We start from the raw sequence: 23,648 nt of genomic DNA, 5'->3' as shown, positions 1-23,648 counted from the left end.
GGTTACGTTCATATGAAAGAGCCTATGCGGGACTATGACTGGTCCCCCGCACACCTCTTGGTCACCCGGCGATATCGCGAATGGCGATCTCGCTCATGATGCGTTCCAGCACCTGCTCGATGGACAATTCCGTGGAATCCAGCTGTATGGCGTCAGCCGCCGGCTTGAGCGGGGCTACCGCTCGCTGGGTGTCACGCTCATCGCGTGCACGTATCTCATCTAGCAGACTCGACAGACTAACATCATCGCCCTTGGCCTTCAACTGCAAGTACCGGCGACGAGCCCGCTCCTCGGAGCTTGCGGTCAGGAAAATCTTCAATGGCGCATCGGGAAACACCACCGTGCCCATGTCCCGGCCATCGGCCACCAGGCCCGGCGGCTCCTGGAACGCCCGCTGGCGTTGCAGCAAAGCCTCACGCACCGCCGGCAACGCCGCCACCTGGGACGCCCAGGCGCCGACCTGCTCGTTGCGAATATCTTCGGTGACGTCGTCGCCTTCGAGAATGATCCGCGCCGCACGATCAGTGGTCGCACCGAGGAACTGCACGTCCAGGTGGGCGGCCAGGGCCTTGAGCAGTTCCTCGTTGGTCAGGTCGACCCCATGGTTGCGCGCGGCGAACGCCAGCAGCCGGTACAGGGCGCCGGAATCCAGCAGGCACCAGTTCAGGCGCTTGGCCAGAATCCCGGCGACCGTGCCCTTGCCCGAACCGCTCGGCCCGTCAATGGTGATAACTGGAGCTTGAATATTCACGACCGTGCCTCTTTGTGATCATCATTGGCGTTCAGGGTGCCCTTGCGAGCCCGACGGGCCAGAATTCTGCCGAAATGCTCGCGCGCCGCCTGCGCGCGCTGGAAAACCTCCAGCAACTGAGGTCCGTCCCCGGCATCGACGGCATCGCGCAAGACGTCCAGGTCACTGCGAAAACTGTCCAGCGCGCGCAGCACAGCATCGCGATTGGCCAGGAAGATATCGTGCCACATCACCGGATCGCTGCCAGCGATCCGTGTGAAATCGCGGAATCCGCCCGCTGCATAGCGAAAAATCTCCAGGTTCTCGTTGCGCTTGGCCAACGAGTCCACCAGGCCGAAGGCCAGCAGGTGCGGCAGATGACTGGTCGCCGCCAGCACTTCGTCGTGGCGCTCGACCTGCATGTGCTCGACATCCGCGCCCAGGGCCCGCCAGAGCGCATCGACCGTCGCCAGCGCCGACGGATCGGTCCCGGCCAAGGGCGTCAGGATCACCTTGTGCCGACGGAACAGCGCGCTGTTGGAAGCCTGCACGCCACTCTGTTCGGACCCGGCAATCGGGTGCCCCGGAACAAAACGCGACGGCATGCCGCCAAAGGCCTGAGTGGCGGCGCGCACGACATTACCCTTGGCACTGCCGACATCCGTGAGGATCGCCTGCCCCAGGTCCATGCCCGCCAGCAAACCGAGCATTTTCTCCATGGCCAGGATCGGTACCGCCAGTTGAATCACATCGGCGCCCTGACAAGCAGCCGCCAGGTCGACCTCGCAGCGATCGACCACACCCAGCTCGACCGCAAGCTCACGTGATAGCGGATCAAGGTCAACACCGACCACTTCCCGGCACAGACCGCTTTCCCGCAGCCCCTTGGCAAAGGATCCGCCGATCAACCCCAGACCCACCACCACAAGGCGGCCGATCATAGGCTTCACAGATTGCATCGACATGACATCAACCACGGGCCAGGACCCTGGCCAGCGCCTCCAGCAAACGACTGTTCTCAGCGGCCAGGCCAATGCTGACCCGCAAGTGCTTCGGCAAGCCGTAGCCGGCCACCGGACGCACGATCACACCTTCACGCAGCAGCCCCTGATACACCGGCCCCGCCTCACGACCGACATCGACCGCGATGAAGTTGGCCTTCGAGGGGATCCAGCCCAGCCCCAACTGACGAAAGCCTTCTTCCAGTTGCTGCATGCCTGCTTCGTTCAAACGCCGGCTCCGGGCGACATACTCGACATCGTCGAGGGCCGCACGGGCCGCTGCCAATGCCAGGCTGTTGACGTTGAACGGTTGGCGAACGCGGTTGAGGATATCCGCCACGGCGGGCGACGACAGCGCATAACCGACACGCAAGGCCGCCAAGCCATAGGCCTTGGAGAAGGTCCGCGAAACCAGCAGGTTCGGGTAACTCGCCAGGTAGTTCAGACCATCCGGCAGATCGACGCCTTCGGCGTACTCGATATAGGCCTCGTCCAGCACCACCAGGACATCCTGCGGCACCGCGGCGAGAAACGCTTCCAGCGCCTGTGGACCGAACCAGGTGCCGGTCGGGTTGTTCGGATTGGCGATAAACACCACCCGGGTGTTTGCGTCGATGGCTGCGAGCATCGCCGTCAGGTCGTGCCCCCAGTCCTTGGCCGGCGCCACACGAGCCTCGGCATTCACCGCCTGGGTCACGATGGGATAGATGGCAAAGGCATGCTCACTGAACACCGCGTTCAACCCCGGTGCCAGGTAGGCACGGGCGACCAGCTCGAGAATATCGTTGGAACCGTTGCCCAGGGTCACCTGGCTGGCCTGTACCCGGCACAGCTCGGACAGACGCTGCTTGAGCTCGAAACCATTACCATCCGGATAACGGGTCAAATCCGCCAGGGCAGCATGAATCGCCGCCAGGGCCTTGGGACTCGCCCCCAGGGGATTCTCGTTACTCGCCAACTTGATGATCCGCGCCGGATCGATATCCAGCTCACGGGCCAGTTCGTCCACGGGCTTGCCCGGAACGTAAGGCGACAGTTGTTGCACGCCCGGCTGCGCCAGGGCGAGGAAGTTACCGCTCATGATCAACGCCTTTACAGAACCGCTTTCGGGTAGGAGCCCAGCACCTTGAGGGCGACAGCTTCCTGACTGATCTTCTCCAGCACACCCTTGACCAGCGGGTCGCGGTGATGGCCGACGAAGTCGATAAAGAACACATACGTCCATTTACCACTGCGCGAAGGTCGGGTCTCGATACGCGTCAGGTCAATCCCGTTGTCGTGGAACGGCACCAGCAGCTCGTGGAGCGCACCTGGCTTGTTGCTCATGGAAACAATGATCGAGGTCTTGTCGTCGCCGGTAGGCGGCACTTCCTGGCTGCCGATCATCAGGAACCGCGTGGAGTTGTCCGGACGGTCCTCGATCTTCTCCGCCAGGCGAGTCAAGCCATACAGGCCGGCCGCCATGTCACCGGCAATCGCCGCCGAGTTCCACTCCCCCTTGACCCGCTTGGCCGCTTCGGCGTTGCTGGAAACCGCCACGCGCTCGACGTTCGGGTAATGGGCGTCCAACCACTTGCGGCACTGGGCCAGGGACTGGGCGTGGGAGTAGATGCGGCTGATGCTGTCGGTCTTGGTGTTTTCGCCCACCAGCAGATGGTGGTGAATACGCAGCTCGACCTCACCGCAAATCACCATGTCGTGTTCGAGGAAACTGTCGAGGGTGTGATTGACCGCACCCTCGGTAGAGTTTTCCACCGGTACCACGCCGAAATTCACCGCGCCTGCCGCCACTTCACGGAAGACTTCATCGATCGCCGCCATCGGCTTGCTGATCACCGCATGGCCGAAATGCTTCATCGCCGCGGCCTGGGTGAAGGTACCTTCCGGCCCCAGGTAAGCCACTTTCAGCGGCTGTTCCAGGGCCAGGCAGGAAGACATGATCTCGCGAAACAGCCGCGCCATCTCTTCGTTGCCCAGCGGCCCCTGGTTACGCTCCATGACCCGCTTGAGCACCTGAGCTTCACGCTCGGGACGATAGAACACCGGCACTTCGCCTTCGGCCAGCGAGGCCATTTTTACCCGCGCGACTTCCTGGGCGCAGCGAGCACGCTCACTGATCAGTTCGAGAACTTTCTCATCGAGGCTGTCGATACGCAGGCGCAGTGCCTTGAGTTCTTGCTCGGACATTAGCCGTGTTCCTTCTCGAACGCTGCCATGTACGCCACCAGCGCGTTCACCGCGTTGATGTCGACGGCGTTGTAAATGGAGGCGCGCATGCCTCCCACCGAACGGTGGCCCTTGAGGTTCAACAGGCCCCGCTCCTCGGCGCCAGCCAGGAATGGCTTGTCCAGGCGGTCGTCGGCCAGGCGGAACGGCACGTTCATCCAGGAGCGGTTGGTCTTGTTGATCGGGTTGCTGTACAGGCCGCTGGCGTCGATAAAGTCATACAGCGTGCGCTGCTTGACTTCATTGAGCTTGCCGATGGCTTCAACCCCACCCTGCTCCTTGAGCCACTCGAAAACCAGGCCCGACAGGTACCAGGCCAGGGTCGGCGGAGTGTTGTACATGGAGCCGTTGTCGGCCGCGACCTTGTAGTCGAGCATGGTCGGGCAGATCGAACGGGCACGACCCAGCAGGTCTTCGCGAACGATATTGACGACGATGCCGCTCGGGCCGATATTCTTCTGCGCCCCGGCGTAGATCATGCCGAAGCGGGAAATATCCACCGGACGCGAGAGGATGTCCGAGGACATGTCGGTCACCAAGGGTACGTCGCCGGTTTCCGGGATCCAGTCGAACTCCAGGCCACCAATGGTTTCGTTGGAGACATAGTGAACATAGGCCGCGTCTTTCGACAGCTTCCATTCGTTCTGGCCGGGAATGGCGAAATAGTCATAGGGCTTGGCGCTGGCGGCGACATTGACATTGCCGAAACGCGAAGCTTCCTCGATGGCCTTCTTCGACCAGATACCGGTCTCGATGTAGTCGGCCTTGCCACTTTCGGGCAGCAGGTTCAGTGCAACCTGGGCAAATTGCTGGCTGGCGCCGCCCTGCAGGAACAGCACCTTGTAGTCCGAGGGAATATCCAGCAGGTCACGCAGATCCTGCTCGGCCTTGGTGGCAATGGACACGAACTCATCGCTGCGATGGCTCATCTCCATGACCGACAGACCCTTGCCGTGCCAGTCGAGCAGCTCGGACTGGGCACGCAAAAGGACAGCTTCAGGCAGCGCAGCAGGACCCGCGCAGAAGTTATAGGCTCGTTTGCTCACATCCACTCTCGCTATGCTTTTCAATACACACCGGCCTGCGCCCTACTCCAGACCGGCTACGCCTACGGTAGAGAGTAGAGCAGACAGGCGCTTTTAGTCCTGCGGTTGCGCCTCGTCGGTCGCTGCATCCAGCGCCTGGTCGTCGGCCGCGTCATCGATCGACACTTCGCCGTCCAACTCGACACCTTCTTCCAGTTCTTCGCCTTCGACTTCCGAAGGCTCCTGGACACGCTCCAGGCCTACCAGGGTTTCGTCACTGGCCAGCTTGATCAGCGTCACACCCTGGGTATTACGACCCAGACTGGAGACTTCATCGACACGGGTACGCACCAATGTGCCCTGGTCGGAAATCAGCATGATCTCCTCACCGTCGAGCACCTGCACCGCACCGACCAGACGACCGTTACGCTCGTTGCTGACCATGGCGATCACACCCTGGCCGCCGCGCTTGTACTCCGGGAACTCGCTGATCGCGGTGCGCTTGCCGAAGCCGCGCTCGGAAGCCGTGAGGATCTGGCTGCCTTCTTCCGGGATAATCATGGAGATCAGCTTCTGGCCTTCATTCAGGCGCATGCCGCGCACACCGCGGGCCGTACGACCCATGGCACGGACGTCGGACTCCTTGAAGCGGGTGACCTTGCCGGCGTCGGAAAACAGCATGACCTCACGCTCGCCATCGGTGATCGCGGCGCTGATCAGCACGTCGCCTTCGTCCAGCTCCAGGGCGATCAGGCCAACGCTGCGCTGACGGCTGAAAGCTTCCAGCGGGGTCTTCTTCACGGTACCGTCGGCGGTCGCCATGAAGATGAAGTGACCTTCGGTGTACTCCTCCACCGGCAGCATGGTGGTGATGTATTCACCCTCATCCAGCGGCAGCAGGTTCACCAGCGGACGACCACGGGCGGCGCGGGACGCTTCGGGAATTTCATAGGTCTTGAGCCAGTACACCTTGCCCTTGCTGGAGAACAGCAGCAGCGTGGTGTGGCTGTTGGCAACCAGCAGATGGGCAATGTAGTCCTCATCCTTGACGCCGGTCGCCGACTTGCCTTTGCCACCACGGCGCTGGGCCTGGTAGGCCGCCAACGGCTGGGTCTTGGCATAGCCGCCGTGGGAAATGGTCACCACGCGCTCTTCTTCCGGGATCATGTCACCCAGGGTCAGGTCGAGACGGGCATCGAGGATCTCGGTACGACGCACGTCACCGTACTCGGCACGAATCACTTCCAGCTCTTCGCGGATCACTTCCATCAGGCGTGTGGCGCTGTTGAGGATGCGAATCAGCTCGCCGATCTGGTTGAGGATCTCCTGGTACTCGGCCAGCAGCTTCTCGTGCTCCAGGCCGGTCAGGCGATGCAGACGCAGCTCGAGGATGGCTTGCGCCTGTTCCGGCGACAGGAAGTACTTGCCATCACGCAGACCGTATTGCGGGTCCAGGGTCTCCGGACGGCACGAATCGGCACCGGCACGCTCGACCATCGCCACCACCGCCGACGACTCCCAAGGCATGCTGATCAGCGCTTCCTTGGCTTCCGACGGCGTCGGCGATGCCTTGATCAGGGCGATCACCGGGTCGATGTTGGACAGCGCCACGGCCTGGCCTTCGAGGATATGCCCACGCTCGCGGGCCTTGCGCAGTTCGAACACGGTACGCCGGGTCACCACTTCGCGACGGTGACGGACAAAGGCTTCGAGCAGGTCCTTGAGGTTGAGGATCCGCGGGCGACCGTCGATCAGCGCAACGATGTTGATGCCGAACACACTCTGCAACTGGGTCTGGGCATAGAGGTTGTTGAGAATCACCTCTGGCACTTCGCCACGGCGCAGCTCGATGACCACGCGCATACCGTCCTTGTCGGACTCGTCGCGCAGCTCGGTGATGCCTTCGAGCTTCTTCTCTTTCACCAGCTCGGCGATCTTCTCGATCAACCGGGCCTTGTTCAGTTGGTATGGCAGCTCGGTGATGACGATCTGTTGGCGACCGCCGACCTTGTCGATGTCCTCGATGGTCGAACGGGCGCGCATGTAGATGCGGCCACGACCAGTGCGATAGGCCTCGATGATACCGGCACGACCGTTGATGATCGCCGCAGTCGGAAAGTCCGGCCCCGGGATGTACTGCATCAGGTCATCGACGGTCAGTTCCGGGTTGTCGATGAGCGCCAGGCAACCGTCGATGACTTCACCGAGGTTGTGCGGCGGGATGTTGGTCGCCATGCCCACGGCGATACCGCTGGAGCCGTTGACCAGCAGGTTGGGAATACGGGTCGGCATGACCGCCGGGATCTGCTCGGTGCCGTCATAGTTCGGCACCCAGTCCACGGTTTCCTTATGCAGGTCGGCCAGCAGCTCGTGCGCCAGCTTGGTCATGCGCACCTCGGTGTATCGCATGGCCGCGGCGTTGTCGCCGTCCACCGAACCGAAGTTGCCCTGGCCATCGACCAGCAGGTAGCGCAGGGAGAATGGCTGCGCCATCCGAACAATGGTGTCGTAGACCGCGGTATCACCGTGCGGGTGATACTTACCGATCACGTCACCGACCACACGGGCAGATTTCTTGTACGGCTTGTTCCAGTCATTACCCAGTTCGCTCATCGCGAACAGCACACGCCGGTGCACGGGCTTCAAGCCATCGCGCGCATCAGGCAGTGCCCGCCCGACAATCACGCTCATCGCGTAGTCGAGGTAGGACTGTTTCAGCTCGTCTTCGATATTGACCGGGAGGATTTCTTTGGCCAGTTCGCCCATGAGAAGCCTGATTCCTTTTTCTGGTGAAACTTCGTCACATCCATATGGGACGAACGAAGCTCGCCGCCGCGGGCCTGATGCCCTGCAACGACTTACGACAAATCAACGAGTTATGCCTTGGATCTGCGCAGTGAAGGCAGCCGGTTCGGGCCACCCTGGAAACCGTCGGATGTTATCACAATCGCCGCCACGCACCTACCCCGGCAGAGGCAAGGACGTAGACGGGCGGCCGCTGTAACCGACCGAGAGCGCGCCGAGAGGGGCTTAGAAGCAAAATGATTGCCTTTTCCGCCTGCAAAATACCCCTAGGCCAAGGACAAAAGCCGGTCAATGCAGGCGTTTGCGACACATCAACTGGGCCATCTTCGCGGTGTCCGGACGCTCGACGATGCCTTTTTCGGTCACGATGACATCGATCAGGTCAGCCGGCGTCACGTCGAAGACCGGATTAAAGGCCTCGACCTCGGCCCCGACCCGATGACCACCGACACTCAACAGCTCGCTGCCGTCGCGCTCTTCGATCGGGATCTCGTCGCCACTGGCCAGATCCATGTCGATAGTCGAGCTCGGCGCCACCACCATGAAACGTACACCGTGGTGCATCGCGCAGACCGCCAGCTGATAGGTGCCGATCTTGTTGGCCACATCGCCATTGGCGGTGATGCGGTCGGCCCCGACAATCACCCAGGTCACGCCCTTGGTCTTCATGATATGCGCGGCGGCCGAGTCGGCGTTCAGGGTCACCGGAATGCCTTCGTTGGCCAGCTCCCAGGCAGTCAGACGCGAGCCTTGCAGCCAGGGCCGGGTTTCATCGACATAGACCTGCTCGACCATGCCTTCCAGAAAGGCGCCGCGAATCACCCCCAGCGCCGTACCGAAACCGCCGGTGGCCAGAGCTCCGGTATTGCAGTGGGTCAGGATCGCCTGGGCATTGCCCTGGTGCTTGCGGATCAGGTCGACCCCCAGTTGCGCCATGGTCAGATTGGCCTCGCGATCGCTGTCATGGATCGCTACTGCCTCAGCCTCCAGGGCCGCCAACGGATCGGCACCGTCCTTGACCCGCTCCAGACGCTCGCGCATGCGGTCCAGGGCCCAGAACAGATTGACCGCGGTCGGTCGCGAGTTCGCCAGCAGGGCAAAGTCGGCTTCCATCGCCACCTGCCAGTTGCCGCCCTCCGCCAGTCGCGCCCGCGCTGCCAGCACGACTCCGTAAGCGGCACTGATGCCAATGGCCGGCGCACCGCGCACCACCATCGAACGAATCGCCTCGGCGACCCCCGCCGCGCTGTCGCAAGCCAACCAGGTTTCCTCGAACGGCAGGATGCGCTGATCGAGCAGATACAAGGCACCATCACGCCAATCGATGGCCTTCACTTTTTCCGCAGCCAATAGCCGATCGCGCATGATTCACCCCACACTCCGGAACAAAAGCCGCCGATTATAGCGATCCCCCCATGAGGACGCTCGGGTATACTTCGCCATTATTTCAGATAAAGCCCGGAAGCCGTCCACGATGCCGAACACCGCCGCCCCGCTCGATCTTCTCCTGCTACCGACCTGGCTGGTCCCGGTCGAACCGGCAGGCGTGGTACTCAAAGAGCATGGCCTGGGCATTCGTGACGGACGCATCGCCTTTATCGGCCCCCGGGCCGAGGCCTTGAAACTCGCCGCCAGGGAAGTCCGCGAGCTGCCGGAGACCCTACTCGCCCCCGGCCTGGTCAATGCCCATGGACACGCCGCCATGACCCTGTTTCGCGGACTGGCCGACGACCTGCCGCTGATGGCCTGGCTGGAGCAACATATCTGGCCCGCCGAAGCCAAATGGGTCGACGAAGCGTTCGTCCGTGATGGCACCGACCTGGCCATCGCCGAGCAGCTCAAGGGCGGCATCACCTGTTTCTCGGACATGTACTTTTTCCCTAAAATCGCCAGCGAACGCGTGCACAACAGCGGCATCCGCGCGCAGATCGCCATTCCGATCCTCGATTTCCCGATCCCCGGCGCCGCCAGCGCCGATGAATCGCTGCGCCAGGCCATCGAACTGTTCGGCGACCTCAAGCACCACCCACGGATCAAGATCGCCTTCGGCCCCCATGCACCCTACACCGTTGGCGACGAAAACCTGGAAAAAGTCCGGGTCATCGCCGAAGAGCTCGATGCCGCCATCCACATGCACATGCATGAAACCGCCTTTGAAGTGCAGCAGTCCGTGGAACACCGCGGCGAACGCCCACTGGCACGCCTGGGCCGCCTTGGTCTGCTCGGCCCGCGCTTCCAGGCCGTGCACATGACCCAGATCAGCGATGATGACCTGGCATTGCTGGTAGAAAGCAACAGCAGCGTAATCCACTGCCCGGAATCGAACCTGAAACTGGCCAGCGGCTTTTGTCCGGTGGAGCGCCTGTGGCAAGCCGGCGTGAATGTGGCCGTGGGTACCGACGGCGCGGCGAGCAACAACGATCTCGACCTGCTCGGTGAAACCCGCACCGCCGCGCTGCTGGCCAAGGCCGTCGCCGGCTCCGCCACGGCCCTGGACGCGCACCGCGCATTACGCATGGCGACCCTCAATGGCGCCCGAGCCCTGGGCCTGGAACAGGAGATCGGCTCGCTGGAGATCGGCAAGGCGGCGGACATCGTCGCCTTCGACCTGTCGGGCCTGGCCCGGCAGCCGATCTACGACCCGGTATCGCAACTGATCTACACCAGCGGCCGCGACTGCGTGCAGCATGTCTGGGTCGGCGGCAAGCCACTGCTCGAAGACCGCCGCCTGACCCGTCTGGATGAACAGCAGTTGGGGGCCACGGCCCGGGCCTGGGGCCAGCGCATCGGCGCCCAGGCACATTGATTGACGCGCCATAGAGCGTATTGAATTGAAGATGACGCAACGCCCGGCGGGCGGCATCAACCTGATTTCCAAGCTTTAGAGGATAGTCCATGAGCAACGTCGACCACGCTGAAATCGCCAAGTTCGAAGCCCTCGCCCATCGCTGGTGGGACCGCGAAAGCGAGTTCAAGCCGCTTCACGACATCAACCCGCTGCGGGTCAACTGGATCGACGAGCGGGTCAAGCTGGCCGGCAAGAAGGTCCTCGACGTCGGTTGCGGCGGCGGCATTCTCAGTGAAGCCATGGCCCAGCGCGGCGCTACCGTGACGGGCATCGACATGGGCGAAGCGCCCCTGGCCGTGGCCCAGTTGCACCAACTGGAGTCCGGGGTCAGCGTCGAGTATCGGCAGATCACAGCCGAAGCCCTGGCCGAGGAAATGCCCGAGCAGTTCGATGTAGTGACCTGCCTGGAAATGCTCGAGCACGTCCCCGACCCGTCCTCGGTGATCCGGGCCTGCTTCCGCATGGTCAAGCCCGGCGGCCAGGTGTTCTTCTCCACCATCAACCGCAACCCCAAGGCCTATCTGTTCGCCATTGTCGGCGCGGAATACATCATGGGCCTGCTACCGCGCGGCACCCACGACTTCAAGAAATTCATCCGTCCCTCCGAGCTCGGCGCCTGGAGCCGCGAGGCGGGCCTGGCGGTCAAGGACATCATCGGTCTGACCTACAACCCCCTGACCAAACACTACAAGCTGGCGGCGGACGTCGACGTCAACTACATGATCCAGACCCTGCGCGAGGAGTGACCCATGCGTTTGAGAGCGGTTCTCTTCGACATGGACGGCACCCTGCTCGACACCGCGCCGGACTTCATTGCCATCTGCCAGGCCATGCTCGCCGAGCGCGGCCTGCCGCCGATTGCCGACCGGGCGATTCGCGACGAGATCTCCGGCGGCGCCCGCGCCATGGTCGCCGTGACCTTCATGATGGACCCCGAGTCGCCGGGCTTCGAAGACTTGCGCCAGGAGTTCCTCGAGCGCTACCTCAAGGCCTGCGTCGTGCATAGCCGCCTGTTCGACGGCATGGCCGAGCTGTTGGCCGACATCGAGAAGGCCAATCTGCTCTGGGGCGTGGTCACCAACAAGCCGCTGCGCTTCGCCGAGCCGATCATGCAACAGTTGGGGCTGGCAGAGCGTTCGGCACTGCTGATCTGCCCGGACCATGTGACGAACAGCAAGCCCCACCCGGAGCCGCTGATCCTTGCATGCAAGATGCTCGACCTTGACCCGGCCAGCGTATTGTTCGTCGGTGATGACCTGCGTGATATCGAGTCCGGTCGCGACGCCGGCACCCGCACCGCAGCGGTACGCTACGGCTACATCCACCCGGACGACAATCCCGATCACTGGGGCGCCGATGTGGTGGTCGATCATCCGCTGGAGTTACGCACGGTATTGGATAACGCGCTGTGCAGCTGTTGAGCCTGCCAGCTGTATTACATTTGTAGAGGTTTAGCCATGTTCGATTATTCCGCCCGCCCCGATCTGCTCAAGGACCGCGTTATCCTGGTCACCGGTGCCGGTCGCGGCATCGGCGCCGCCGCCGCGAAGACCTATGCCGCCCACGGTGCCACCGTGCTGTTGCTGGGCAAGACCGAAGCCAACCTGAGTCAGGTCTATGATGAGATCGAAGCCGCCGGCCACCCGCAACCGGCCGTGATCCCGTTCAACCTGGAAACCGCCCTGCCACACCAGTACGACGAACTGGCGGCCATGATCGAAACCGAATTCGGTCACCTCGACGGCCTGCTGCACAACGCCTCGATCATTGGCCCGCGCACCCCGCTGGAACAGCTGTCCGGCGAAAACTTCATGCGCGTCATGCACATCAACGTCAATGCCATGTTCATGCTGACCAGCACCCTGCTGCCGCTGCTCAAGCTGTCCCGGGACGCCTCGGTGATCTTCACCTCCAGCAGCGTCGGTCGCAAAGGTCGCGCCTACTGGGGCGCCTATGGTGTGTCCAAGTTCGCCACCGAAGGCCTGATGCAAACCTTGGCCGACGAGCTCGATAGCGTGGCCCCGGTGCGCGCCAACAGCATCAACCCCGGCGCCACCCGCACCAGCATGCGCGCCCAGGCCTATCCCGGAGAGAATCCGGAAAACAATCCGACACCGCAGCAAATCATGCCGGTCTACCTGTACCTGATGGGGCCCGACAGCAACGGCGTCAACGGCCAGGCCTTCGACGCGCAGTAACCCCGCCTCACCCCGCCGCACGTGCCAGAATACTGGCACGCAGCGACTCAACTCCAAAAAGCCATCAACGCAAGTCAAACTACTGCCGCGATTGGCCGTAGACGGCACTCTTCCCTAAAAATCAAAGCCTCTGAATTCAAACGACTTTTATTCGGTTGAACCGATTGGCACGACTTTCGCTCTAACGTCTTCAACTACGCAGCGCGAGAACGGCTCCAAGCCGCTCTCGCCCACCCTGTAAGACCGTATTTTGTGCTTAGGGGCTCACCACCATGAAAACGCCGACCCAGACCAACGCAATTGACTTTGATCGCGCCAGATTGCAACGTTTGGGCTTTGGCCAGCTCCCCCCCGCCCAGCAACGCCCCATCAGCCTGGCTCAACTGCGCCATCAACTGGCCCTGCAGTTGCAGGTCAGCCTGGAGCCGGAGCGCATCCTGGACATCTTCTTCCGCGAGATTCAGCGCGCGGTGCCACTGGATGCCCTGAGCTACCTGCACCCCGCCAGCGACTTGCGCCTGGAGTTCGGTCATCGCGGCCATCACCTGATCAGCTACAGTCTCAGCCATGAGGGCGAGCAGCTGGGCGAGTTGATATTCCGCCGCCGCAGCCGCTTCGACGAACAGGAACTGGGCAACCTGGAGTCACTGCTGGCGAGCCTGCTGTACCCGATGCGCAACGCCCTGCTCTACCGTGCCGCCACGCGCAGTGCATTGCGCGACCCGCTGACCGGAACCGGCAATCGCATCGCCATGGAGCAGGCCCTGCAGCGGGAATTCGAACTGGCACGCCGCCACAACCAGCCGATCTCGGTGCTGATGCTGGATATCGACCATTTCAAGCAGATCAATGACAACCACGGCCACAGCGTCGGCGACAAGGTGCTGAAGATTGTCGCTACGTCGATCAAGAACCAACTGCGCAATGTCGATCGGGTATTCCGCTATGGCGGCGAGGAGTTTCTGATCCTGCTGTCCAATACCCATCGCGAGGCCGCGGCACTGGTCGGTGAACGCCTGCGTTATGCGGCACAAGCCAAGGATTACGATTGCGATGCAAAGCTGATCAATCTGACGGTGAGCCTGGGATGTGCCACGCTGTTGCCGGGCGAGTCCACCGAAAGCCTGCTGCGCCGCGCGGACAATGCCCTGTATGTGGCCAAGCGCGAAGGTCGCAACCGCCTGACCATGGCGGGCTGAGTCCACGATGCCGACGCCGGCTTGCCGGCGATGGCGTCTGGATAGACACAGCAAGGCCCAGGAGCCTCATCGCCGGCAAGCCGGCTTCCACAGTGACCGCATCGAGCTCAGGATCAGCACGCTACCGACATGGCAAATCAACCCTCGGCGAGAGCGACCTGGCGCTCGCGGGTGGCCGGAGCCTTTTCCCCGTGCTCCAGTTGCATGCAACGCTCAAGGAACAGGTACATGTAGTCGTAGCTCTTGCAGATCGCCTGCCGCAGCTCGACCTGCAGCGCCTTGGCGGGATTGTTGCCGGCCAGGGTGCAGATGATTTCCAGCGCCTCCCACGGATGGGCATCATCGTACTGGGCATGCATCTTCAACCATTTCATCGCACGTTTGCGGTCTTCTTCCGCAAATGCCGCGGCATAGACCCCCGTCGAACAGACCAGCGCCGACCACTCGCCGGTGGCCCCTTCAATGGCATAGTTGGTCGCGGCAATCCCGACGATCAGCGAGTCGGCCGAACTGGTATGCCAGCACCAATGACTCAGCGCGTGCAGCTCGGGCGGTACCTGTTGTGCCTGCAGATCCTCGAGGGTCACGCCGTGGGCACGGCTCCAATGCAACCAATAATCGGCGTGATTCAGTTCCACGCGGATATTGCGCATCAGCCAACGCCGCGCCATGTCCTCGCCGGGGTGGCGGGCAAAACGGGTCTTGGTGAGGTTCTGTGCCATGTATAACGCAAACTGTTCAACCACCGGCCAGCCGCCAATCAGATACTGGCGCATGGTTCTAGCGCTCAGCCTGTTGTCGCGCATCCGCTGGTAAAGTTCGTGTTCGACAACCCGGCGCTTGCTCTCGCTACAATCCTGGATGAGTTGCTGCGCCCACGCGGGGTAGCTGGAGGCCTCCATGAGCGGGCCGGTTCTGCTGAATGTGTCGATCACTGTCGGGCTCCTTCTGAATGGTGATTTAAGCAGATCAGCAAAGGTTTCAGCGGAATGTACCAGGCGCCTTGAACAAGAGAGGCCGGGGTCGAGCGGGCCGACACAACAGGCTGTCACAGGTAAACAACTGCGGTCGCTCGATAATGTAGCCTTGAGCATAGTCGACACCGATCTCGAGCAGGGCCTGCTCGATCTGCGGTGTTTCAACGAACTCTGCAATCGTTCGCTTCCCCATGACATGGCCGATGTGATTGATCACCTCGACCATGGCGCGGTTAATCGGGTCGTCCAGCATATCCTTTACGAAACTTCCATCGATCTTCAGGAAGTCTACAGGCAAATGTTTGAGATAGGCGAACGAAGACATTCCCGCGCAAAAGTCGTCCAACGAGAACCGACAGCCCAAGTTCTTGAGTTCATTGATAAATCGTATGGCACTGCCGAGATTGGAGATCGCGCTGGTTTCAGTTATTTCGAAACAAATCATATCCGGCGGAATGCCGTGCACCTTGAACTGCTCATGCAGGAAGCCCAGGAACCCCTCGTCGCCAATGGTGATCCCCGACAGATTGATCGCGCACATCGCCATCACCCCCTCGCGTTTCTGGGCGATGCATTCGGCAATGACCTTGAAAACGTTCTGCACCACCCAGCGATCCAGCTGGGTCATCAGGCCATAACGCTCGGCGGCCGGGATAAAGCTGTCGGGCAGGATCATCCGCCCGGCCTCGTCGTGCAAACGCAGGAGGATTTCCACATGGCCACCGGTATGATCGGCATTGCCCAAGGCGGCGATTTCCTGGGCGTACAAGCAGAACCGATTTTCCTCCAGGGCCATGTGCAAACGCTGGACCCAGGCCATCTCACCAAAGCGCAAGGACAACTCCGAATCGTCCGCGTGATACACCTGGACCCGGTTGCGCCCCTTCTCCTTGGCCATGTAGCAGGCCATGTCCGCCGCCCGCAGCGAGGCTTCCAAAGTGGTCGGTGCCTGGGCGATATGCACCAGGCCGATACTCACCGTTGTCACGAACGGCCGACCTTTCCAGACAAAATGCAGGTTCTGTACGGTCTGCCGCAGGCCTTCGGCAATCTTTTCCGCCGCCTCCGACGGGCAGTTCTCCAGCAAGATGCCGAACTCATCACCGCCCAGGCGGGCCAGGGTATCGCCCTCGCGCAAGCCGGATTGCAGCAAGGCACAGATATGCCGGAGCAATTCATCGCCGGCGGCATGACCGCAGGTGTCATTGACCAGCTTGAACTGGTCCAGGTCGAGGAACATCAACGAGTGGCGTGCCGGTTGGCGGCTCAGGTTGTATAGCGCCTGTTCCAGGCGATACTCGAATTCGCGTCGGTTGGCCAGGCCAGTCAAGGCATCATGGGTGGCCTGCCAGGACAGGTTGGCAATGTACTGCCGCTCCTGGGTCATATCGTGCAGCACCAGCACCGTGCCACTGACCTTGCCGGCGTTGCGAATCGGCGCCCCCACCAGGGTCACCGACACGGTGCTGCCGTCCAGGCGCTGGATCAGCTTGGAGTGCTCGCTGCCACCGCCCAGCCGGCCGCTGAGAATATGTTCGATCAGGGTAAAACCTTCGTCCTGGGCATTTTCCTCGAGCAGGTTGAACAGCGCCGCCAGGGGCAAGCCATAGGCTTGCCCGGCTTTCCAGTGGGTCAGGTGCTCGGCGGCCGGATTCATATAAGCGATGGCACCTTCCACATCGGTGGTGATGACCCCGTCGCCAATCGACTCCAGGGTAATCTGCGCCCGCTCTTTTTCCAGTTGCAAGGCATCGGCAAAGGCATGGCGCTGGGCCAGTAACTTGTGCGTACGCAGCAAAGCCAGGGCGATCAGGCCGAGGGCGGTGGCCAGATTGGTGATCAGCAGCATGCGCAGAATCACCCGCGAACCCTCGCCCAGGGCATCGCTGAACGCTTTCGCGGCAGGCGTCACACCATCATTGATGGCAAAAATCCGGCCCTTCCAGCGCTGAATGTCGTTATTGCTCTCCTGATTGACGGAGATCGCCTGGTGCATCTGCTGCGCGACCGTGTCCAGCCGCACCAGATAACTGTCACCCACCGTCCATTTTTCAATGGCCCGTTCCATATAGCTGAAATGCCGGAAGTTCAGGTACAACCAGATGATGCTGGAGACATCGTCGGGGTGATTGCCACCCTGCAGGATCCCGCGCCGGGCAGCCGCCAGGTCCGGGGTCGGCGCATCCAGGGCGACCCGCAGGTCATGTCCGCCCTGGGGCACGGCAATCGCTTCCTGGTATTTACGGAAGATCGTTTCGTCGCGACTATCGGCGTACAGGTTGAGGTAGTAGATGGCGTCCTTCTGGCCCTTGGACCAGAGGCTCTCGCCTGCCACATAACCGCGCACGGCGGAAAGCACATACAAGCTCAGACAGCCGAGCAAGGCCTGAAACACGACAACAGCGATAAATGGCCAGACGATGCCCAACAGCCGTGGCGTTCCGAGAGTCCGCGTTTGCTTCATGAGATCCCTTGCATCAGCACTGCCAGATGAGCACTCGAGAGAAATCCACTCCGATAGCACAGCCTAGGCTAATTTCCATGACCTCGAAGGACTCGACGAGCCCTTCCGGATCTTCGGTTCTTACCCGCCGCTCGCACGCACAGAGAAAAAAGTCTTTCTATCAGCTAATTCAATCACTAAGCACAGAAAACCGAGCAAAACTCAAGCGCGTCAAACTTTTTGCAAATGCCCATACAGCTTGGCGTAAAGACCGCCGTCAGCAATCAGCTGTTGATGGTCACCGTCCTCGGCAATCCGCCCGCCGTCGAACACCAGTACTCGATCCGCCTGTTTCACCGCGGACAGGCGGTGGGCAATGATCAAGGTGGTACGACCACTGAGAAACCGACTCAGAGCCTGATGCAGGTTGTACTCGGTGGCCGCGTCCAACGCCGAGGTTGCCTCGTCGAGAATCACCACCTTGGGCTCGGCCAGGACCATTCGGGCAATCGCCAGGCGCTGACGCTGACCACCGGACAAACGCACCCCGGAACGCCCGACAATGCTGTCCAGGCCCTGCGGCAACACTTTGATCGTAGCGTCGAGCTGGGCAATTTCCAGTGCCCGCCAGCAGGCTTCGTCGCTACGCTCGCGGCCCATGGTGAGATTGGCCCTTACGCTATCGTTGAACAACGCCGGGTGCTGCAACACCACTGCGACGTTCTCGCGCACGGTATCCAGGCCGATCTCGGCCTGGGACGCGCCGCCAAAGCGAATGGTCCCGGACTGAGGCGTATACAGTCCCAGCAACAGTTGCACCAGGGTGCTTTTGCCACCGCCGCTGGCACCGACAATCGCAACTTTTTCACCGGGGGCGATGGACAGGTCCAACTGGTCGAGCACCGGCTCCTCGCCATAGGCGAAACTCAGGGCCTGTACCTCGATGCCCACGGTATCACGCCCGGCGAAGGGGTCGACACCGCCGGGGTATTGCGGCTCATCGGCACGCGCCAGCAATTCGTTGATCCGCTCAAGCGCACCACCGGCGGCATAGAAGGCATATTGCAGGTTCAGCAACTGCTCCACCGGCCCGATCATGAACCAGAGGTAACTGAACACCGCAAGCATCTGGCCGATGGACAGGTCCGAGAACAGCACCGTGAGCATCGCCGCCGCGCGGAAGATATCGATGCCGAACTGGAACAGCAGCCCCGTGGCCCGGCTCGAGGCATCGCTTTTCCATTGCGACGCCACGGCGTAATCACGCACCTCCCGGGCCCGAACGCCAAGGCGCCCGAGGAAAAAGCCCTGGCGATTGCCGGCGCGGACCTCCTGGATCGCGTCAAGGGTCTCGGTCAGCGCCTGGGTAAACCGCGAGGTGCTGTCGTTTTCCAGTTTCTTCAGGTGCTTGACCCGCTTGCCCAGCTGGACCGTGGCATAGATCACCAACGGGTTGAACAGCAGGATCAGTAGCGCCAGTTTCCAGTGCATCCAGACCAGGATGGCCGAAGTGCCCACCAGCGTCAGCATTGCCACCAGAAAGCGGCTCAGGGTTTCGCCGACAAACTTGTCCAGGGTGTCCAGGTCGGTCACCAGGTGCGTGGTCACGGTACCACTCCCGAGGCTTTCGTATTCGCCCAGGGAAATGCGCTTCAAGCGTTCGATCAGCCGGGTACGGATGCGATAGACAATGTCCTTGGCCAACCCGGCGAACAACCGCGCCTGCACCACGTTGAAAACCAGGGCGGCGCTGCGCAGGCACAGGGTCACCAGCAACATCAGGCCGATATAGCCGACGGCGCGCTGCCAGGGGTCGGGCAGCAGGTGGTTCATCACCTTGAGCGCGGCATCGCCGTGGCCCAGCAGGACTTCGTCCACCAACAGCGGCAACAGCAGGGGAATCGGCACACTGCACAAGGTCGCCAGCACGGCCACCGCGTTGGCGATCCACAGGGCTTTTTTATGGCGCAGGGCCAGACGCCGGATTTCCGCCCAGCTCAGGCGGTCCACAGGGGGGTTGACGGGTTCGGGCTGCTCAAGCACTGGCCGCGCGCTCCAGCCAACGGCCGAGCAGCGGAGCAAGTTCAGCCAGTGGTTGGTAGCCATTGGTCAGCAGCGCCAACTGGCCGTTGCGCTCGGCCAGCAAGGTCGGGAAACCGGCGATCCCCAGGTCCTGGACCCAGGTGAAATCGGCGGCGGTAGCCGCATGTTGCCCTGCCGTGTCGAAGGCACCGGCAAACTCGATGCGCGGCAGACCGGCTTGCTCCGCCAGCTCCACCAGCACGCTGGCCTGGGTGACATCCCGGCCCTCGACGTAAAAGGCCTGCTGGATCAGCCCCACCAGTGTCCAGGCACAGTCCGGCGCCAGGCTGCGCGCGGTGATCACGGCGCGACAGGCCGGCTCGGTGTCGTAGACAAAACCGTCGGGCAAGGCGCCGTCGAGCTTGAACGGCTGGCCGGTAGCCTCGGTGACCGCTTGCCAGTGCTCCATGATATAGCGCCGGGTCGTCGGCTCCAGCGCGGCGCCACTGCCGGTGCGCAGGCCGCCCATCACCAGGTGCAGTTCGACACCCGCCGCCTGCGCCTGCTTGACCAGGGCCTCGGCCACCGGGGCAAACCCCCAGCACCAGGAACACATCGGGTCCATGACATACAGCAGCCGCGCGGACATGGTTCAGCCCTCGGAAGATTGACGATAGTTGTAACCGATCGGGTGCGGCTGGTTACGGGCCTTGGCCAGTTCGATCTGCTTCTGGCGATCGATGGCGCTACGGCGGGTTTTCTCGCTCAAGGTGTCCCAGCAATGCGGGCAACTGATCCCGGCCACATAGTGCTCCGAGGCACGTTCCTCGACGCTGATCGGCGTGCGGCAGGCATGACATTGATCGTAGTCGCCTTCGCTCAGGTCATGGCGCACGGTAACGCGATTGTCGAAGACAAAGCAGTCGCCCTGCCACTTGCTTTGCTCCTGCGGCACTTCTTCGAGGTACTTGAGGATCCCGCCCTTGAGGTGATAGACCTCGTCGAAGCCCTGACTGAGCATGTAGCTGGAGGCCTTCTCGCAGCGAATGCCGCCGGTACAGAACATGGCAACCTTCTTGTGCCGGGACGGGTCGAAATGAGCCTTGATGTAGTCGGGGAACTCGCGAAAACTGGTGGTTTTCGGGTCGATGGCGCCTTCGAAGGTGCCGATCGAGACTTCATAATCGTTGCGGGTATCGATCAACAGCACTTCCGGATCGGCGATCAGCGCATTCCAGTTCTGCGGATCGACATAGGTGCCGACCTGCTTGTTCGGGTCCACACCCTCGACGCCCAGGGTGACGATTTCTTTCTTCAGTTTGACCTTGGTCCGATAGAACGGCTGGTCGTCGCAATAGGATTCCTTGTGGTCGATATCGACCATCCGCGGATCCCGCTTGAGCCAGGCGAGCAGGCCGTCGATGCCTTCGCGGCTACCGGAAACGGTACCGTTGATGCCCTCTTCGGCGATCAGCAGGGTGCCCTTGATACCGTTGTCGACCATCGCCTGCAGCAGTGGCTCGCGCAAGGCAACGTAATCTTCCAGGGTGACGAACTTATAAAGTGCCGCCACGACTATGGCTTGAGTCATGGGTGATTCTCTCCAGGTGGCTGCCCTCGCAAAGGGCGAACCGGATGCAAAAAAAACGCGCCGACAGTGCGGCGCGTTGCGGATTCTAGCAAAAAAACACCGGTCAAAAAACCAGCATCAATGCCCCCCGCCGGCGCAGACCGGCGATGCCGGGGCCACGCCGATTTTCACCCACTCTTCAGGGGTGTAGGTATGCAGGGCCAACGCATGGAACTCACTCATCAGGTCACCCAGGGTGGCGTAGACCTTCTGATGGCGCTTGACGCTGTTCAACCCGGCAAACTGTGCGCTGACCAGCACCGCCTTGAAGTGGGTCTGCAACCCGCGGCTGTGCATATGGCTTTCGTCCAGGACTTGCAGGTGCTCGGGTTGCAGGGCGCCCAGTGCGGTTTCAATACGTTGCTGCATGCTCATCTCAAGCTCCGCTTACGGCTTTTTCTTGGCGGCCGGCGCGGCGGCCTTGGCTGGCGTCAGTTCGTTGGTCATGTCTTCCAGCAGCTTGTTCACCACCGGTACCGCGCTTTCCAGCTTGGCCTGGGTCATCTGGGCCGACTGCTGGGTCAACTGCGGCATTTTTTCCAGGACTTTCTTGCCCAGTGGCGACTGGTAGAACGCGACCAGGTCCTTGAGCTCGGACTCGCTGAAGTTGTCGGTGTAGAGCTTGAGCATGTCAGGCTTGAGCTTGTTCCAGCCGATGGCCTGGTCCAGGGCGGCATTGGCCTTGGCCTGGTAGGTGTCGAGCAACGGCTTTTTCGAAGCCGGTGCCTGGGTCTGCTCGAAGCGCTGGGCGAACATTTGTTGCACTTGCGCGTAGACCGGGGTTCCCAGCTTGTCGGCATGGGCCAACGTCAGGAAAGCTTCGGCGCTGGCGTTGTGGCTGGCGGTATCGGCGAAAACCTGGCCGCTGGCGCATACCAGAGCAACCGCGGTACAGATGGCACGAAGACGGGTCATCGAGTGTCCTTTCTAAACAGGCGAGGTAAAACCCCAAGGGCGACCATTCTGCGCCTAACAAAGTGTGTCACTCAACCCCGTGGCAAGCGCGCAGGTGCCCAACGGTCGCGAAGAGAGTAAAACCTGGAAGGGAACCCATTCCGTCGATCAGGACCTAAACTGCGCTTACCCGCCATCAGGAGTGAAACCGAATGAGTCGCATCGAAACCGACAGCCTTGGCCAGGTGAACGTACCGCAAGAGGCCTATTGGGGCGCCCAGACCCAGCGTTCGCTGATCAACTTCGCCATCGGCACGGAAAAAATGCCCCTGGCGGTCATGCACGCCCTGGCCCTGATCAAGAAGGCCGCGGCCCGGGTCAACAACCGTAATGGCGACCTGCCCGCCGATATTGCCCGGCTGATCGAACAGGCCGCCGACGAAGTGCTCGCCGGCGAACACAACGACCAGTTCCCGCTGGCGGTCTGGCAGACCGGCAGCGGTACCCAAAGCAACATGAACGCCAACGAAGTGATTGCCGGGCGTGCCAATGAGCTGGCCGGCAAGGGCCGCGGCGGCAAGTCGCCAGTACACCCCAACGATCACGTCAACCGCTCCCAGAGCTCCAATGACTGTTTCCCCACCGCCATGCATATCGCCGCCGTCCAGGCGGTGTACCAGCAGTTGCTGCCGGCGATGGCCGAGTTGTCCGGCGGACTGGCGGAACTGGCGGCACGCCATATGAAGCTGGTGAAGACCGGACGCACCCATATGATGGATGCCACGCCGATCACCTTCGGCCAGGAGGTCTCGGCGTATATCGCCCAACTGAACTACGCCGAGCGGGCGATTCGCTCGGCCTTGCCGGCGGTTTGCGAGCTGGCCCAGGGCGGCACTGCCGTCGGCACCGGGCTGAATGCGCCGCATGGCTTTGCCGAGGCGGTCGCCGCCGAACTGGCGGCGCTGTCCGGCTTGCCGTTCATCAGCGCGCCGAACAAATTCGCCGCCCTGGCCGGCCATGAACCCCTGACCACCCTCTCCGGCGCGTTGAAAACCCTTGCCGTGGCCCTGATGAAAATCGCCAACGACCTGCGCCTGCTGGGCTCAGGACCACGGGCCGGGTTGGCCGAGGTCAAATTGCCAGCCAACGAACCGGGCAGTTCGATCATGCCCGGCAAGGTCAACCCGACCCAGTGCGAGGCGCTGTCGATGCTGGCCTGCCAGGTCATGGGCAATGACGTGACGATCGGCGTTGCCGCCAGCCAAGGGCACTTGCAGTTGAATGTCTTCAAGCCAGTGATCATCCACAATCTGCTGCAGTCGATCCAACTGCTCGGCGATGGCTGTCGCAACTTCCAGCAGCACTGCATTGCCGGGCTGGAACCCGACCCGGTGCAGATGGCTGCGCACCTGGAGCGAGGCCTGATGCTGGTGACGGCGTTGAATCCGCATATCGGCTACGACAAGTCGGCGCAGATCGCCAAGAAGGCCTACGGCGAAAATCTCACCTTGCGTGAGGCGGCGTTGGCGCTCGGTTATCTGACCGACGAGGAGTTCGACGCCTGGGTGCGGCCGGAAAACATGCTTGAGTCCGGCAAGAACGGCTGACGCCGAGCGTTAATTCGTCCTTGTGGGAGCAAAGCTTGCTCGC

19 protein-coding genes and 1 pseudogene are annotated in these 23,648 nt (G+C 61.9%); 6 read left to right on the top strand and 14 right to left on the bottom strand.

The genetic code is table 11. The features are described from left to right. Positions 1-61: 61 nt before the first annotated feature. From cmk to mtnA, 7 genes and pseudogenes are all read right to left on the bottom strand, one after another. Positions 62-751, bottom strand: a complete 690-nt coding sequence (cmk, locus tag M5B99_RS20710; RefSeq protein ID WP_248805777.1) for a (d)CMP kinase — start codon at positions 749-751, stop codon at positions 62-64. Positions 752-756: 5 nt separating this feature from the next. Beyond that, positions 757-1,707 (bottom strand): annotated as a pseudogene (locus M5B99_RS20705) (prephenate dehydrogenase/arogenate dehydrogenase family protein); the annotation flags it as partial. Continuing rightward, positions 1,700-2,812 (bottom strand): histidinol-phosphate transaminase, encoded by a 1,113-nt coding sequence (gene hisC / locus M5B99_RS20700; protein ID WP_248805776.1) that lies wholly within the window; start codon positions 2,810-2,812, stop codon positions 1,700-1,702. The pseudogene M5B99_RS20705 and the gene hisC, both read right to left, overlap by 8 nt. 11 nt (positions 2,813-2,823) lie before the next feature. Next, positions 2,824-3,918 (bottom strand): prephenate dehydratase, encoded by a 1,095-nt coding sequence (pheA, locus tag M5B99_RS20695; RefSeq protein WP_017129662.1) that lies wholly within the window; start codon positions 3,916-3,918, stop codon positions 2,824-2,826. Further along, the gene (gene serC, locus M5B99_RS20690) at positions 3,918-5,003 is read right to left on the bottom strand and encodes a 3-phosphoserine/phosphohydroxythreonine transaminase (protein ID WP_248805775.1); all 1,086 of its coding nucleotides are present in this window, start codon (positions 5,001-5,003) and stop codon (positions 3,918-3,920) included. Before serC ends, pheA begins: the two co-directional genes overlap by 1 nt. 93 nt (positions 5,004-5,096) lie before the next feature. Beyond that, complete coding sequence (gene gyrA, locus M5B99_RS20685; RefSeq protein ID WP_248805774.1) at positions 5,097-7,748, bottom strand: DNA gyrase subunit A; 2,652 nt, start codon at positions 7,746-7,748, stop codon at positions 5,097-5,099. 327 nt (positions 7,749-8,075) lie between these two features. Continuing rightward, positions 8,076-9,152 carry an S-methyl-5-thioribose-1-phosphate isomerase gene (gene mtnA / locus M5B99_RS20680; protein ID WP_248805773.1) on the bottom strand — a complete coding sequence of 359 codons (1,077 nt, stop codon included), beginning with the start codon at positions 9,150-9,152 and terminating at the stop codon, positions 8,076-8,078. Positions 9,153-9,261: 109 nt separating this feature from the next. Here mtnA and M5B99_RS20675 point away from each other — a divergent pair, with 109 nt between their 5' ends. The 5 genes from M5B99_RS20675 to M5B99_RS20655 all read left to right on the top strand — a co-directional run bounded on the left by M5B99_RS20675 (position 9,262) and on the right by M5B99_RS20655 (position 14,032). Further along, positions 9,262-10,593, top strand: coding sequence for a TRZ/ATZ family hydrolase (locus M5B99_RS20675; RefSeq protein WP_248805772.1), 1,332 nt, complete (start codon positions 9,262-9,264; stop codon positions 10,591-10,593). An 89-nt stretch (positions 10,594-10,682) separates the two neighbouring features. Next, positions 10,683-11,381 (top strand): bifunctional 2-polyprenyl-6-hydroxyphenol methylase/3-demethylubiquinol 3-O-methyltransferase UbiG, encoded by a 699-nt coding sequence (gene ubiG / locus M5B99_RS20670; RefSeq protein WP_248805771.1) that lies wholly within the window; start codon positions 10,683-10,685, stop codon positions 11,379-11,381. A gap of 3 nt (positions 11,382-11,384) precedes the next feature. Beyond that, positions 11,385-12,056 carry an N-acetylmuramic acid 6-phosphate phosphatase MupP gene (gene mupP / locus M5B99_RS20665; protein ID WP_248805770.1) on the top strand — a complete coding sequence of 224 codons (672 nt, stop codon included), beginning with the start codon at positions 11,385-11,387 and terminating at the stop codon, positions 12,054-12,056. A 36-nt stretch (positions 12,057-12,092) separates the two neighbouring features. Continuing rightward, positions 12,093-12,833 (top strand): YciK family oxidoreductase, encoded by a 741-nt coding sequence (locus tag M5B99_RS20660; RefSeq protein ID WP_248805769.1) that lies wholly within the window; start codon positions 12,093-12,095, stop codon positions 12,831-12,833. Between the two features lie 272 nt (positions 12,834-13,105). Then, a complete protein-coding gene (locus M5B99_RS20655) occupies positions 13,106-14,032 on the top strand; it encodes a GGDEF domain-containing protein (RefSeq protein ID WP_248805768.1) in 927 nt (308 codons plus the stop codon). A gap of 137 nt (positions 14,033-14,169) precedes the next feature. Here the strand turns inward: M5B99_RS20655 and M5B99_RS20650 are convergent, their stop codons facing one another. The 7 genes from M5B99_RS20650 to M5B99_RS20620 all read right to left on the bottom strand — a co-directional run bounded on the left by M5B99_RS20650 (position 14,170) and on the right by M5B99_RS20620 (position 22,019). Then, complete coding sequence (locus M5B99_RS20650; protein ID WP_263860599.1) at positions 14,170-14,934, bottom strand: iron-containing redox enzyme family protein; 765 nt, start codon at positions 14,932-14,934, stop codon at positions 14,170-14,172. A gap of 79 nt (positions 14,935-15,013) precedes the next feature. Beyond that, a complete protein-coding gene (locus tag M5B99_RS20645) occupies positions 15,014-17,473 on the bottom strand; it encodes an EAL domain-containing protein (RefSeq protein ID WP_248805766.1) in 2,460 nt (819 codons plus the stop codon). Between the two features lie 210 nt (positions 17,474-17,683). Then, complete coding sequence (locus M5B99_RS20640) at positions 17,684-19,495, bottom strand: ABC transporter ATP-binding protein (protein ID WP_248805765.1); 1,812 nt, start codon at positions 19,493-19,495, stop codon at positions 17,684-17,686. Continuing rightward, positions 19,488-20,090: a DsbA family protein gene (locus M5B99_RS20635; RefSeq protein ID WP_248805809.1), complete on the bottom strand. Its 603-nt coding sequence runs from the start codon at positions 20,088-20,090 to the stop codon at positions 19,488-19,490. Before M5B99_RS20635 ends, M5B99_RS20640 begins: the two co-directional genes overlap by 8 nt. Before the next feature lie 36 nt (positions 20,091-20,126). Continuing rightward, positions 20,127-21,065, bottom strand: a complete 939-nt coding sequence (locus M5B99_RS20630) for a rhodanese-related sulfurtransferase (RefSeq protein ID WP_248805764.1) — start codon at positions 21,063-21,065, stop codon at positions 20,127-20,129. A gap of 117 nt (positions 21,066-21,182) precedes the next feature. Further along, the gene (locus tag M5B99_RS20625) at positions 21,183-21,479 is read right to left on the bottom strand and encodes a BolA family protein (RefSeq protein WP_103495907.1); all 297 of its coding nucleotides are present in this window, start codon (positions 21,477-21,479) and stop codon (positions 21,183-21,185) included. 12 nt (positions 21,480-21,491) lie between these two features. Beyond that, entirely contained in the window at positions 21,492-22,019 is a 528-nt protein-coding gene (locus tag M5B99_RS20620; RefSeq protein WP_248805763.1) for a DUF2059 domain-containing protein, read from the bottom strand. A 191-nt stretch (positions 22,020-22,210) separates the two neighbouring features. Between M5B99_RS20620 and M5B99_RS20615 the strand changes: the two genes are divergently transcribed. After that, entirely contained in the window at positions 22,211-23,605 is a 1,395-nt protein-coding gene (locus M5B99_RS20615) for a class II fumarate hydratase (protein ID WP_248805762.1), read from the top strand. The last annotated feature ends 43 nt before the right edge of the window (positions 23,606-23,648 follow it).

It is taken from the genome of Pseudomonas sp. MWU13-2100 (assembly GCF_023242365.1).
Classification (GTDB): Bacteria; Pseudomonadota; Gammaproteobacteria; order Pseudomonadales; family Pseudomonadaceae; genus Aquipseudomonas.
This window is presented reverse-complemented; position numbering and strand designations above follow the sequence as displayed.

Excerpts from the sequence above, each read along its gene's own strand:
- hisC (WP_248805776.1), bottom strand. The coding sequence starts at position 2,812 with ATGAGCGGTAACTTCCTCGCCCTGGCGCAGCCGGGCGTGCAACAACTG.
- pheA (WP_017129662.1), bottom strand. The coding sequence starts at position 3,918 with ATGTCCGAGCAAGAACTCAAGGCACTGCGCCTGCGTATCGACAGCCTC.
- gyrA (WP_248805774.1), bottom strand. The coding sequence starts at position 7,748 with ATGGGCGAACTGGCCAAAGAAATCCTCCCGGTCAATATCGAAGACGAG.
- mtnA (WP_248805773.1), bottom strand. The coding sequence starts at position 9,152 with ATGCGCGATCGGCTATTGGCTGCGGAAAAAGTGAAGGCCATCGATTGG.
- M5B99_RS20675 (WP_248805772.1), top strand. The coding sequence starts at position 9,262 with ATGCCGAACACCGCCGCCCCGCTCGATCTTCTCCTGCTACCGACCTGG.
- ubiG (WP_248805771.1), top strand. The coding sequence starts at position 10,683 with ATGAGCAACGTCGACCACGCTGAAATCGCCAAGTTCGAAGCCCTCGCC.
- mupP (WP_248805770.1), top strand. The coding sequence starts at position 11,385 with ATGCGTTTGAGAGCGGTTCTCTTCGACATGGACGGCACCCTGCTCGAC.
- M5B99_RS20660 (WP_248805769.1), top strand. The coding sequence starts at position 12,093 with ATGTTCGATTATTCCGCCCGCCCCGATCTGCTCAAGGACCGCGTTATC.
- M5B99_RS20655 (WP_248805768.1), top strand. The coding sequence starts at position 13,106 with ATGAAAACGCCGACCCAGACCAACGCAATTGACTTTGATCGCGCCAGA.
- M5B99_RS20650 (WP_263860599.1), bottom strand. The coding sequence starts at position 14,934 with ATGGAGGCCTCCAGCTACCCCGCGTGGGCGCAGCAACTCATCCAGGAT.
- M5B99_RS20645 (WP_248805766.1), bottom strand. The coding sequence starts at position 17,473 with ATGAAGCAAACGCGGACTCTCGGAACGCCACGGCTGTTGGGCATCGTC.
- M5B99_RS20635 (WP_248805809.1), bottom strand. The coding sequence starts at position 20,090 with ATGTGTTCCTGGTGCTGGGGGTTTGCCCCGGTGGCCGAGGCCCTGGTC.
- M5B99_RS20630 (WP_248805764.1), bottom strand. The coding sequence starts at position 21,065 with ATGACTCAAGCCATAGTCGTGGCGGCACTTTATAAGTTCGTCACCCTG.
- M5B99_RS20625 (WP_103495907.1), bottom strand. The coding sequence starts at position 21,479 with ATGAGCATGCAGCAACGTATTGAAACCGCACTGGGCGCCCTGCAACCC.
- M5B99_RS20620 (WP_248805763.1), bottom strand. The coding sequence starts at position 22,019 with ATGACCCGTCTTCGTGCCATCTGTACCGCGGTTGCTCTGGTATGCGCC.
- M5B99_RS20615 (WP_248805762.1), top strand. The coding sequence starts at position 22,211 with ATGAGTCGCATCGAAACCGACAGCCTTGGCCAGGTGAACGTACCGCAA.